The sequence below is a fragment of the Pseudomonas sp. AC172 genome (genome assembly GCF_979258595.1).
Window position 1 is genome coordinate 1,160,554 of sequence record NZ_OZ409868.1, and the last position, 12,435, is coordinate 1,172,988.

A 12,435-nucleotide genomic window follows, 5' to 3' on the forward strand; every position below is an offset into this window, starting at 1 on the left:
GTAAGTGGGAGCATGCCGAGCCGGCAATGATTCCCTTCAATTTGCGCAGCAGCGCGGCTCAACCGGGGCGGGCAGCCATTTCATGACTTGCTCCAGCAGCAGCGCCACGACGATCGCGCCAGCGGCAATGACGAACAACAACGCGTGATGACCGCCGCTGGCATTGAACAGCGCCGAATAGGCAAACCCGGCCAGCGCCTGAAACGTGGCGAATGACACCGTGGCACGGCTCCAGGCGATCTGTTGGCGATGGTGCTCCGGCACCAGCTCATGCACTCGAGCCAGGGCGAGCGGCACGATTCCGGGCGGAAATGAACCGAGAATTACCGCCAACAGCGCCAGCGCCACAAACGAGTGGGACATCGCCAGCAACCCAAGGGCAATCGCCTGCACTGCCAGCACCAGGCGAATGCCGGAGCGTGCGCCAAGCTGATCGGCAAGAAAGCCATAACTCACCGGGCCGACAATCGCGCCCAAGCCGTACATCACCCAGATCAACGCGCCGATATGCGCCCCGGCACCGAGTCCTCGCGCCACGTAATCGACCAGAAACACCATGGCGGGCACCAGGCCTGCGGCCATGAAGGCGTATTGAGCGAACAGCAAATACACCCCGCGCGGTGTCGGTTCTGCGGGCATTGTTTCTTGCGCAACGACCGGGTGCTGGAAATCAGACGGCCAGCCGAACCAGCTCAACGCTGTCAGCAACAAGGCCAAAGCCCCCAGGCCCAGCCATGTCGCTTGCAAACCAAGACTCAAAAGCGGTGGCACCAGCGTGCCCGAACCGGCAATGCCGAGACCGATGCCGAGAAAGATTGCGCCACTGGCCAGACCTTTACGCGCCGCCGGAACATGCGGCAATACCGTCGCGGCCACCAGCACCATGATCGCACCGCCGGCAATCCCTGACAGCAGTCGCCAGCCGAAGAACCAGCTCACCGACAACGGAAACGCGCAGGCGAAAAATGCCGCCGTGACCACCAGCATCATCAGCCGCAAAGCATTTTTATTGCCGAGCTGGCGCGCTGTCGGCCGGCCCAGCAGGGCGCCGATCAGATAACCCACCAGATTGGCTGCGCCGAGGTAGACCACATCATTGGCGCTAAACCACTGCGCTTCTATCAGCGAAGGAATCAACGGCGTGTAAGCGAAACGCGCCAGACCGATGCTGACCAGGCTGGCGCACAGGCCAGCAAAGATCGGCAGCCAGATACCGGTGGGACTTGGAGTGCGCATGTCAGCAATCTCGTGGAAGGTTTATGGCGCTCAGCATATCGGCTATCTTTGCTGCGTTAATGCAGCGATTAAGCGGCATTGCGATGCGAATTTGCATCATTGGGAGGCAGCATGAATTGGGATGATGCACGGGTGTTTCTTGCCGTTTGCCGCGAGTCGACGTTGCGCGGCGCAGCACGGGTTCTGGGGGTGGATCAGGCGACCGTCGGGCGGCGCATCACGGCACTGGAAAAATCCCTGAGCGCGACGTTGTTCCTGCGTACCTCTGACGGGTACGCGTTGACAGCGGTCGGCGAAGCAGCGCTTAAAAGCGTTGAAAAAATGGAGCATTCGGCGCTGGAGCTGGAGCGGCAGATTCAAGGCCTGGACGATCGCCTGACCGGCACGGTGCGCGTCAGTACCACTGATTCGCTGGCCATCGATTTCCTGATTCCGGCGATTGCCCGTTTGCACGAGCAGCACCCTGACGTGCGAGTGCAACTGGATGCGTCCACACAGATCCTCAGCCTGGCCAAGCGCGAGGCGGATATCGCTGTGCGCAACACCCGACCGGACAACCCGGACCTGATCGCCCGGCGAATTGCCCGATGGCCGGTGGGGCTGTTCGCTTCCCAAGCGTATATAGACGCCAATGGAGTACCGCCGCCGGGCACGGCATTTGAAGGGCATGATCTGGTGGTTTATCAACCGTATCTGCAAGGCAAAAAGGACCTGACGCTGGTGTCTGAGCCGTTGAGTCGTGGTCGGATCGTCGCCAGCCTCAGTTCCAGTTTGCTCGTCCGTCGTTCGATTGCAGCAGGGCTGGGTGTAGGAGAAATCCCGGTGTACATGGGCGAGCGCGATGGCTTGATCAGACTCTGGCCGGAGCGCGCTACGCCGTTGCCATATGAGGTATGGCTGGTAACCCACGCGGACCTACGCCATACCGCGCGGGTGAGGGCGGTGATTGAGCAGATTGTCGACGTGTTCGCGTCGGAGAATGGGTAGGTAGATGCTGTGTTGGCAGGGCTACAACCTCTGACGAAACGGCCTACACCAGAGGCAGAATCTCCCGGCTTGTGAGCCTGTTGGATGGGGCCTATTGTTACGGCATGTCGGTGAGGGGCGCAGGGCTCGCACTGATGTTGATACCAGGGAAGGTATTGGTAAACCCAGGAAGGTGCCGAATTGAGAACCACGGAATTCAGTCAAAATCCAATCAGTGACCTATCGAGTAAAGGTCGGAATACTCAAACCATGAACGCTATAAGCCGTGAAGAGTTCAATGCCAGGATCGAGACCATTGAGACGAGGATGGATGCTCGGTTCGAGGGTGTGTCGGCAAAAATCGATGCTTATCTTTTGACTCAGGCGGAGAGGGACAAACGGTACGATTTGATGTGGGACGGCGTACAAAAAATCGCCGAAGACTCAAAAGAAGCCATCAAACAAGCCTCGACAGTGAAGGCGCATTACTGGGCGACGACAGCCGTCCATTTTCTCGGAATGATCACCGTCGTCGTGGGGGCGCACTTCGCCAATCAGGCAGCGGTGTTATCCACCTTGCAGACGACACTCGCGGCGATCCAGGTAGGTAAAGATATAGGCGCACCAAGACCTGCTGCGCAACAAGCACCCGAATCAGCACAATAGAAAACGGCCTTCAAAGAAGGCCGTTTTTCGTGAGCATTGAAATACCAGGTCATGGCATCTCTGGCAATTCCTGCGGCCGCAAGTCGAACACCAACACCTCGGCATCGACACCGTTGCTCAAAGTCAGCAACTGTTCCTCGCGAACCCGCACGCCGTCACCTTCGCGCAGTTGCTGGCCATTGAGTTCAACGCTGCCACGTGCGACATGCACATAGGCGTAGCGGTTGGCCGGCAATTTCAGCGTGGCGCTTTCCTTGCCGTCGAACAGCCCTGCGTACACCCGTGCGTCCTGCCGCACTTTCAGCGAGCCGTCGTGGACGTCCGGCGAAATGATCAACTGCAGACGACCGCGTTTTTTCCCCGCGCTGAAATGCTCCTGTTGATAGCGCGGTTTGGCACCGGCGACCTCCGGCACAATCCAGATCTGCAAAAAGTGCACCGGTTTGGTCGCCGAATGGTTGAACTCACTGTGTGCCACGCCACTGCCGGCGCTCATCAATTGCACGTCACCCGGGCGGATAACCGAACCCGTGCCCAGCGTGTCCTTGTGTTCCAGCGCACCTTCCAGCACGTAGGAAAAAATCTCCATGTCGCGATGCGGGTGTTGGCCGAAGCCTTTACCGGCGGCAACGCGGTCATCGTTGATCACCAGCAGGTCGGAAAAACCCTGCTCGCGAGGGTCGCGATAGCTGGCGAAGGAAAAGGTGTGAAAGGACTTCAACCAGCCATGATTGGCGAGGCCACGATCGGAGGCTTTGCGAAGGGTCAGCATGATGAAATCTCCTTGCGGGACGTGAATTCGTCCGAGTGAGGAGAAGGTTACTGTTTACCGGGTTGCGCAATAAGTAGGTGGAAATTGAAAGACTGTCCCTGTCAGGTTGACAGTTTTGCGATAGCCTTCACACAAAACTTTTGCGCCCAAGCGGCCGTGGTTGGCCATAATGTCCGGGTTGTCTCACGCCTCTTAGATTTAAGTGATGTCCTCCCATGAAAACCGTGGCAATGGTGCTGTTTCCCGACTTTCTTCTGCTCGACATGGCCGGGCCATTGGAGGTTTTTTCGGTTGCCAATCGCTACTTGAAGCCCGATGCGCATTATCGCTTGATCACCCTCGGCACCGAACCGGGTCCGCTTCGGGCGTCCAACGGCGTCTTGGTACATGCCGACCGGACCATTGACGACGACGCCGAGCATTATGATCTGCTGCTGGTACCGGGAGGCCCCGGCGCCTACAACCGGCGATTTCCGTCTCTGTTTGCCTGGCTCAAGGGCGCCGCCCAGCGGGTCGACTATTACGGTTCGATTTGCACCGGCGCCTTCGTGCTGGGGCATGCAGGTTTGCTTGATGGTTATCGCGTGACCACGCACTGGAATTACACCGAGCGCCTGATCAAGGGGTTCCCGAAAGCCCATGTCACGACCGATCAGATCTATGTCGAGGATCGCAACCTGATCACCTCGGGTGGCGTCACGGCCGGTATCGATATGGCGCTGGCGGTGATCGCCCGTGATCATGGGAAGAAACTCGCCCAGGATGTAGCCAAAGTCCTGCTGGTGGTGATGAAACGGCAGGGCGGTCAAGCGCAGTTCAGTCCGCTGATGGCTGCCGTGGCACCGCAGGAAACGCCGATCACCCGCGCGCAGAATTATGTGCTGGAGCACCTCGACGAAGCTTTCACGGTCGAGCGCATGGCGGCCATTGCCAACATGAGTGCGCGGCACTTCGCGCGAGTGTTCACCCGCGACATCAACATGACGCCGATGGAATTTCTGCAAAGTGCGCGCATCGACTGCGCGCGAAATCTGCTGGAAACCAGCGATCTGCCGCTTAAAACCGTGGCTTACAAAAGCGGTTTCGGCAGTGTGCGGCACATGCGTTCACTGTTCGCTGAAAAGCTCGGCCTGACCCCTGCGCAGTACCGCGAACAGTTCAGCTAGAGCGCTTGTGTCCGTCTGGCGCACCCGGATGTCCGTGCTGCGCCTCGTCTAGCGGTTGTCGCGTCATCTGAGGCTGCCAAGATAGTTGGCATGGATAGCCTCAACGATTTGAACACGGCGTCGGTGCTGCATTTCGGCCCTTACGCCTTCCACCTGCGGCAACGGCTGATACTCGATGGAGATCGGCCCTTGCGCATGGGCGGTCGTGCGCTGGACATCCTGCAAGTGCTGGTCGAGCGTGCCGGTCGAGTGGTCAGGAAGGAACAGTTGATCGCTCTGGTATGGCCGACGTCGGTGGTCGAGGAGATCAATCTGCGCGTGCACATTGCCGCACTCCGGCGCGCATTGGGTGATGGTGAAAACGGACAGCGCTACATCGTTAACGTGCCGCAATGCGGTTACAGCTTTATTGCCCCGATACGCTGCGACAGCGTCACGCAAGTGGTCTTCGAGGGCTTGCAAACGCCCCAGCATAATCTGCCTGCGCGACTGACCCCGGTCGCCGGCCGCGATGCGCTGGTCGGCGGGCTGGTGCGGCAAATGCCACTTTGTCGACTGATGACCGTGACGGGCGCGGCCGGGGTAGGTAAATCCACTGTCGCATTGCGGGTCGCAGAACTGCTGTTGCAGTACTACCGAGACGGCGTGTGGCAGGTCGATCTGAGCTTGAACGACGGCGACACGTCGCTCCTCGATCATGTGCTGCGCACCCTGGATTGCGATTTGACCGGGCTCTCTACTCGCCATGCCTTGCTGCTGCTGGATAACTGTGACCACCACCGCGACGCTTGCAGAGCTGCGATTGAAACGTTGCTCGAAGCCGCGCCTCGACTGTCGATTCTCGCCACCAGCCGTGAAGCCTTACACGTCAGTCTGGAAACGCATCAGTACGTGCCACCCCTGGCCATCCCGAAACGCTCGACGGCAGATTGCATCACTGAAGCCATGGGTCATTCTGCAGTGCAGTTGTTTGTCAGCCGGGCTCGGGCTCGACAGCATGATTTCCGCCTGCGTGAGCAGGATGTCAAAGCGGTCTTTGAAATCTGTCGCCAACTCGACGGTTTGCCCTTGGCGATCGAGCTGGCGGCGGCGCAGATCGATGCGCTGGCGCTGGTCGGTTTGCAAGCGCAAATAGCCAAAGGTCTGCAAGTGCTCAGCCATGGCCGGCGCACCGCAGTGTCGCGGCACCAATCCATGCAGGCGGTTCTCGACTGGAGCTATCAGCGCTTGAGTGAGCAGGAACAACGTGTGCTGCAACGCTTATCGGTGTTCAAACTGGCGTTTACGCTGGAGGCGGCGCTGGCGGTGATCAGTTGTCCGCAATCGGCTCCGCAGACGCTTGCCGCGATTATCGACGGTCTGGCGCAGAAGTCATTATTGACGGTGGAGCGGGGCGGCAGTGCGGGCCGATACCGGATGCTCAACACCACCCGCTGCTATGCCCGCGAGCAACTTGAGCGCAGCGGGGAAGGGATTGAGCTTGAACGCCGGCATGCGCGTTACATCAAGCGGATTCGCCAGGCCTCAGGCGTGCACGTGCTCGCGTAAATCGTCGATCAGCAAGCGCACCTTGCGCAGGTCCGGAGTCGCGTAGCCCTCGGTAAAGCGTTGATAGAGCGGGCTGAGCAAATCCAGCGCCTCTTGGCTGCGCGATTGGCGCTGCCAGAGTTGCGCCAATGAAGTAGCGCTGCGCAGTTCCCAGGCGAGCGCGCCTTGGGCACGGGCGATGGTCAGGGATTGTTGCAGGAGTGCTTCGGCTTCCTGAATGGCCCCTTCGCGAGCAAGCTCGCTCCCACAGAGATTTTGGGTGTGCTCAGAACCCATGTGGGAGCGAGCCTGCTCGCGAAGAGGCCCGCCCAGACAAACCCTCTTTCCACTCAATAACGCATCCGCCCGAGCCCGCAAGATTTCCGCTGTGCTCCACCCCGCATCACCACTCAACGCCCCCTCAACCAAAGCGTCATCCACAAAACGGCCATCCAGCGTCACCATGATTTCCCGAATCAGCCCGCTGCTGTCCTTGGGCACCGGCGCCTTGGCTTGCGCGTCGATCACCTGCGCATAGTGCCGTGCCCACGCGTTGAACAGCAGCACCGAATGCTTCTGCGACTGCTCCAGCAACAGCTGCAACAGTGCCCGAGCGTTCTGTTGATCGCCGTTGTAATGGGCGATCAGGCAACTGGCCAGCGCCAGGGTGTAGCAAATCGAGGTGCCATGGTCGATCTGTATGGCAATGTCCAGGGCCTGCCGCGCCGTGCGCCAGGCTTGTTCCGGCAGACCTTGCATCCATAAGACCCGTGCCAGCACCGTCAGCGACGCGACGCTCTGGTCGTATTGCACGCCAAAGCCATGAGTGAAGCGGTTGACATGGCCGCTTTGCGCCATGTACTGCAACACTTGCTCGGCATGCAGGCGCGCCTGCGGCTGATCGCCGGCATAGTGCAGGGCCAATACCCGCAAACGGTGGGTGCTGAGTGACAACAGTGGGTCACCGTGCAGACCGAGGCGGTCGAAGTGCTCGCTCTGTGCCAGCGCCATGCGGTAGTGGCCGCAGCTGAGGTTGACCGCCATGTGCCCGGACACTGCGCGTAACTGCCCGGCGACGTCATCGTTTTCGTGCGCCAACCGGCGGGCATCGATGAAGGCTTCGATGGTTTCTGCAGTGCCGCCCCATGTGTGGTAGCAGGCGCTGCCAAGAGCCAGTTTCAGCGCAACTTTCAGGCGCAGGCAGGGTTCGCCGAGTTCATCAAGCAGGCTCAGCGCCCGACGCACATAGGCACCGTACTCCTTGAGCAGTGACAGCTCCTGCCATAAGGGCGCCGACGCCGCCGCCAGGCGAATTCCCAACCCCCCGGGGCCGACACCGTTCAGGCTCCAGTCCAGCGCTGCGCGCAAATCTTCCAGTCCTCGGGCGTAGCGTTCGATCCACAACAGCGTCGGGGTATTTTCCCAATCGTTCTGCGCCTGCTGCATTAACGCCAGACAGCGTTCGGCATGCCGTTCGCGGGTTTCTTCGCATTCGGCAGCGTGATCGAGTTTTTCCAGCGCGTAACGCCGGGTGGTGTCGAGCAAACGGTAGAACACGTCCTCGTCACCGACTTCGACGGCGAGCAGGGACTTGGCCACCAGTTGGCTGATCGACACAAACACCATGCTGGGGTCGATTTGTTGGCCGACGATCACGGCCGCCGCTGACTCCAGGGTGAACCCTCCGCGAAACACGCCCAAACGGCGCAGACAGGTTTGCTCGCAACGGTCGAGCAGATTGAAACTCCAGTCCAGCGTGGCGCGCAGGGTGAGGTGGCGCTCAAGACTGTTTTGATTGCCCGCTGCCAACGGCGGCAAGCGGCCCTGTAACTGGCTCAACAGACCGTCCAGACCCAGTTCGGCGACCTGCGCAGCGGCCAGCTCCAACGCCAGTGGAATACCGTCGAGTCGGTGGCAGATCTCGATCGCTTGCGGCAACTGGGTATCGCTCAGTTCGAAGCTTTCCTGCGCGGCCGTCGCTCGTTCGACGAACAATTGCAGCGCCGAAAAATTCAGCGTTTGCTCACGATTCAGCGTCGTCGTCATTGGCGGGTATTCGAGGGAGTCCAGACGCTGCACGTACTCGCCTTCAGCCCGCAGACTCTCGCGGCTGGTGGCGAGGATATGCACGTGCGGCGCCCCGCGCAGAATGCTTTCACTGAGCGCCGCAACGGCATCAATCAAATGCTCGCAGTTGTCGAGCAGCAACAGCATTTGTCGCTGTTGCAAACCATTGACCAGCGCTGCCAGTGGATCACCTTCGAGTAACGCCAGATCAAGCAGGGCGGCCAGATGCGAGTAAATCAACCGGGGATCGTTGAGCGGTGCCAGGTCCACCAGCCGAATACCATCGGTGTAATGCCCGATCAACTGCTCGGCCACGCGCAGGGCCACGGTGGTCTTGCCGATCCCGCCAGGGCCGACCAGGGTGATGCAGCGTTGGCGCGGCAACTGCGTCATCAAGCTGTCGACCAGCGGCTGGCGGCCGATCATCCGCGTGCGCCGCAAGGGCAGATTGTGCCGACCGCCAGCATCGCCCACAGGACGCTCCTCCATGGATTGCGGTAAAACCGGTGCGACAAAACTGTAACCGCGTTGCGCCACGGTGATGATGTAGCGCTGGCCGGCCTGACCGTCACCGAGCGCCTTGCGCAGCGCCGCCATGTGTACGCGCAAGTTGATGTCTTCAACGACAGTGTCCGGCCAGACCCCGGCCATCAATTGCTGCTTGCTCACCACTTCGCCGGCATGCGCCAGCAGAATCAGGAGGATGTCCATTGCCCGTCGGCCCAGACGTAACGGCTGCTCGCCTTCGAGCACGCGCCGTTGTCCGGGATGAATCCGATAGGGGCCAAAACCGAGGGCCTGATTCGGCGAAAGACTCAACAGCTCACTCCTGCGGTGCTGCGACGGACAGAGCGGAGTAGGGCCAGGTGCGTGCGCAGGCCTTCTAATCCGGGGTGTTCCGGCATAATCCTCAGGTTTGAGCCTCAGTGCAACGGGGGCCGCGATCAAAACACAGCGTGCTGGGAACGGTGAGTCCTCGGTTCTCTCGTGATCTGGCAGCGCCAGGCAAACGGATTGATGCCTTCGCTGCGGGTGAACATATGACAAAAGTGCGCCTGATCGCAGAACCCGCACTCCAGGCTGATTTGCGTCAGGCTCAGGTCAGTGTGCTGAATCAGCAGCTTGGCCCGCGCGATGCGCTGGGTGCGAATCCAGTCCTGCGGCGACAACCCGGTGCTGCATTTGAAGGCGCGGGAAAAATGGCTGCGTGACAGCGAACAAGCGCGCGCCAGTTCAGTGACCTCGAGGCTTTCGCCCAGACGTTCGAGGATCAGCTGTTTGACCTGTCGTTCGCGCTGCGGACTGAGTCCGCCGATCCCGGACTTGCGCGGTTCGCTGGCGGGGGCGAGGGCGACGCTGTGCTGTAAGTGAGCCATGGCCAAAGTCCGTGTCGATGGGGAATGCACGGTCGGCGCATCCCCTCAGGTCAAAAAAACAACGCTGCGCAGAGGACTTCATTGTTGGGTGAGGGCCGGGAACTGACGAGTTAATCGTTGTTAATTCCAGCGCATTGACCTGAACTCAGCACATCCCTGCAAGTCTGCGCCCCGCTGTTTGCGGCACGATGACTGCAAGCGTGGCGAGCCGATGGGGCGCCGCAATCGGCAGGTTCAGGGGGAATCAAATGAAAGGCATTTCCAAAGCAGCGGCGGCGCTGACGTTCGCGCTGGTAACGTCCAGCGTCATGGCTCAGGCACCACAGCAGGGCACTCAGGCGCCCGGCTATTTCCGCCTGGCCCTGGGAGATTACGAGGTCACCGCATTGTTCGATGGCTACAACGACCTGTCGCCGAAGCTGTTGCAGGGCATGAGTCAGAGTCAGATCCGCGCGCTGCTGGCACGCCGTTCGATTGAAACCCCGGGTGTCCAGACCGCGTTCAATGCCTTTCTGGTCAATACCGGCAAGCAACTGATTCTGGTCGACAGCGGCGCCGGGCAATGCATTGGCGCTACCGCCGGGCAGCTCCTGGCGAACATGCAGGCCGCCGGCTACCAGCCAGAGCAGGTCGATACGATCTTGCTGACGCACCTGCACCTTGATCATGTCTGTGGTCTGGTCGATGCACAGAAGCAAGCGTTGTTCACCCATGCCACGGTGTATGCCGCCAAGGCGGAAGCAGATTACTGGCTCGATCCGGCCGCGCTGGCCAAAGCTCCCGCCGGCGCCAGAGAATTTTTCAAGATCGCCCAGGACTCCACCGCGCCCTACGTCGCCGCCGGGCGTTTCAAGACATTCGCCGCTGACCAGTCGCCGTTGCCGGGGTTAGTCGAAGCGACACTCGAAGCCGGACATACGCCGGGCAGCACCACCTACCGTTTCACCTCGCAGAATCAGAGCATCGTATTCATGGGGGATCTGGTACATAACCTCGCTGTGCAGTTTGAGCATCCGCAAGTGTCAATCGGCTTTGATGTCAACAGTGCGCAAGCGATCAACGCTCGTCAGGCAGTCTTCAGTGCGGCGGTGGTCAGCAAGACGTGGGTGACGGCGGCGCACCTGCCGTTCCCGGGCATCGGTCATATCACCGCGCAGGGCAAACATTTTCAGTGGGTGCCCGTGGAATACGGTCCTTACAAGCGCGCGGCCAAGGTGCCGTTAATCGAGTAAAGTGCGCAGCGCCCACCCGCAAAAACGGCCTACACCGAAAAGGAAAACATGCCCATGAACCGTAACGATCTGCGTCGCGTCGACATGAACCTGCTGGTGATTTTCGAAGCGCTGATGTTCGAAAAGAACCTGACCCGCGTCGCCGAAAAACTGTTCATGGGGCAACCGGCCGTCAGCGCGGCGTTGGGGCGGTTGCGTGATCTGTTCGATGATCCGTTGTTGTTGCGCAACGGGCGTGGCATGGAGCCGACCGCGCGGGCACTGGCGATTCTCAAGGAGCTGCAGCCGGCGATGGATGTCATCTCCGGCGCGGTCAGCCGGGCCAAGGAGTTCGAACCGGCGAGCAGTTGCGATGTTTTCCGCATAGGCCTGTCGGACGACGCCGAATTTGGCTTGTTTCCGCCGTTGTTGCGTCAGCTCCAGCAAGAAGCACCGGGGATTGTTGTGGTCGTGCGCCGAGCCAATTACTTGTTGATGCCGGCACTGTTGGCCTCTGGGGAAATCTCCGTTGGCGTCAGTTACACCACTGAATTGCCGGCCAACGCCAAGCGCAAAAAACTGCGCGACATTCCCTGCAAAGTCCTGCGCGGCGACGACCGTCCGGGGCCGCTGACGCTGGATGAATACTGCGAGCGCCCGCATGCGATGGTGTCGTTCTCCGGCGACTTGAGCGGCAACATCGACATGGACCTGGCCAAGGTCGGCCGTTCGCGTCGCGTGGTGTTGGGCGTGCCGCAATTCAGCGGTTTGCGCGCCTTGCTTGCCGGCACCGAGATGATCGCCACCGTGCCGGATTACGCGGCCTGCGCACTGGTTGAAGGGTGTGCGTTGCGCGCCGAAGATCCACCGTTTCCGATCGATGCGGCGCAATTGTCGATGGCCTGGAGCGGGGTGCATGACAACGACCCGGCGGAGAAGTGGTTGCGCGCGCGGATCAGCCAGTTCATGGCGGCGCCGCTGGATATTCCAGTGATTTGAATCCCTGACAAAATGCCAGCAAGCACGCGAAACCCCTGTGGGAGCGAGCCTGCTCGCGAAAGCGCTGTGTCATTCAAAGCATTTAGCGACTGACCCGACGCCTTCGCGAGCAGGCTCGCTCCCACATTGGCTCGGTGTGATCCATAGATTTTCGGTGGTTTAAACACCGCCGTTTAAGCAACACCCACAGACACTCTTTCAGGCTACGCAACCTTGCGCCTTTGCCTACAGCTACGCCAGAATCCGCCGGCTTGTGCGCTTGTGGTCGGGTCTCTATCGTTTGGTGGTCGCTGAATAGTTCAGCGATCGGGTTTAGCGACCCGAATTGGATACAGGCGCACAGTGCACCCTACGTCTTTGCAGATTGTCTTTTTGCAATTGATGTTATGGCGGCTGCGCGCGGGAGGCCTTTGGGTCTGCCGGGTTCCTGTTCCTCCCGGTTCGCTAAC

10 protein-coding genes are annotated in these 12,435 nt (G+C 60.2%); 6 read left to right on the forward strand and 4 right to left on the reverse strand.

Translation table 11 applies throughout. The annotated features are described in order from the left end of the window. Positions 1–36: 36 nt before the first annotated feature. Positions 37–1,236, reverse strand: a complete 1,200-nt coding sequence (locus ACZ0A4_RS05335; protein ID WP_463573428.1) for a YbfB/YjiJ family MFS transporter — start codon at positions 1,234–1,236, stop codon at positions 37–39. A 111-nt stretch (positions 1,237–1,347) separates the two neighbouring features. Between ACZ0A4_RS05335 and ACZ0A4_RS05340 the strand changes: the two genes are divergently transcribed. Together ACZ0A4_RS05340 and ACZ0A4_RS05345 are read left to right on the forward strand one after the other, a co-directional pair. Further along, positions 1,348–2,223 (forward strand): LysR family transcriptional regulator, encoded by an 876-nt coding sequence (locus tag ACZ0A4_RS05340; RefSeq protein ID WP_463573429.1) that lies wholly within the window; start codon positions 1,348–1,350, stop codon positions 2,221–2,223. A 249-nt stretch (positions 2,224–2,472) separates the two neighbouring features. Then, a complete protein-coding gene (locus tag ACZ0A4_RS05345) occupies positions 2,473–2,868 on the forward strand; it encodes a hypothetical protein (protein WP_463573431.1) in 396 nt (131 codons plus the stop codon). Positions 2,869–2,917: 49 nt separating this feature from the next. Here ACZ0A4_RS05345 and ACZ0A4_RS05350 read toward each other — a convergent pair whose 3' ends face one another. Beyond that, positions 2,918–3,640 (reverse strand): pirin family protein, encoded by a 723-nt coding sequence (locus tag ACZ0A4_RS05350; RefSeq protein WP_463573433.1) that lies wholly within the window; start codon positions 3,638–3,640, stop codon positions 2,918–2,920. Positions 3,641–3,855: 215 nt separating this feature from the next. Between ACZ0A4_RS05350 and ACZ0A4_RS05355 the strand changes: the two genes are divergently transcribed. Further along, entirely contained in the window at positions 3,856–4,806 is a 951-nt protein-coding gene (locus ACZ0A4_RS05355; protein ID WP_463573435.1) for a GlxA family transcriptional regulator, read from the forward strand. Positions 4,807–4,896: 90 nt separating this feature from the next. Then, on the forward strand, positions 4,897–6,354 hold the full coding sequence (locus ACZ0A4_RS05360) for an ATP-binding protein (RefSeq protein WP_463573436.1): 1,458 nt from the start codon (positions 4,897–4,899) through the stop codon (positions 6,352–6,354). Here the strand turns inward: ACZ0A4_RS05360 and ACZ0A4_RS05365 are convergent. Continuing rightward, entirely contained in the window at positions 6,331–9,219 is a 2,889-nt protein-coding gene (locus ACZ0A4_RS05365) for an ATP-binding protein (protein WP_463573437.1), read from the reverse strand. The two genes, ACZ0A4_RS05360 and ACZ0A4_RS05365, sit on opposite strands and share 24 nt — an antisense overlap. A 125-nt stretch (positions 9,220–9,344) precedes the next feature. Next, on the reverse strand, positions 9,345–9,776 hold the full coding sequence (locus ACZ0A4_RS05370; RefSeq protein WP_463573438.1) for a helix-turn-helix domain-containing protein: 432 nt from the start codon (positions 9,774–9,776) through the stop codon (positions 9,345–9,347). A 248-nt stretch (positions 9,777–10,024) separates the two neighbouring features. Here ACZ0A4_RS05370 and ACZ0A4_RS05375 point away from each other — a divergent pair, with 248 nt between their 5' ends. Next, positions 10,025–11,008 (forward strand): MBL fold metallo-hydrolase, encoded by a 984-nt coding sequence (locus ACZ0A4_RS05375; RefSeq protein ID WP_463573439.1) that lies wholly within the window; start codon positions 10,025–10,027, stop codon positions 11,006–11,008. Between the two features lie 54 nt (positions 11,009–11,062). After that, positions 11,063–11,986 carry a LysR family transcriptional regulator gene (locus ACZ0A4_RS05380; protein ID WP_463573441.1) on the forward strand — a complete coding sequence of 308 codons (924 nt, stop codon included), beginning with the start codon at positions 11,063–11,065 and terminating at the stop codon, positions 11,984–11,986. Positions 11,987–12,435 lie beyond the last annotated feature (449 nt).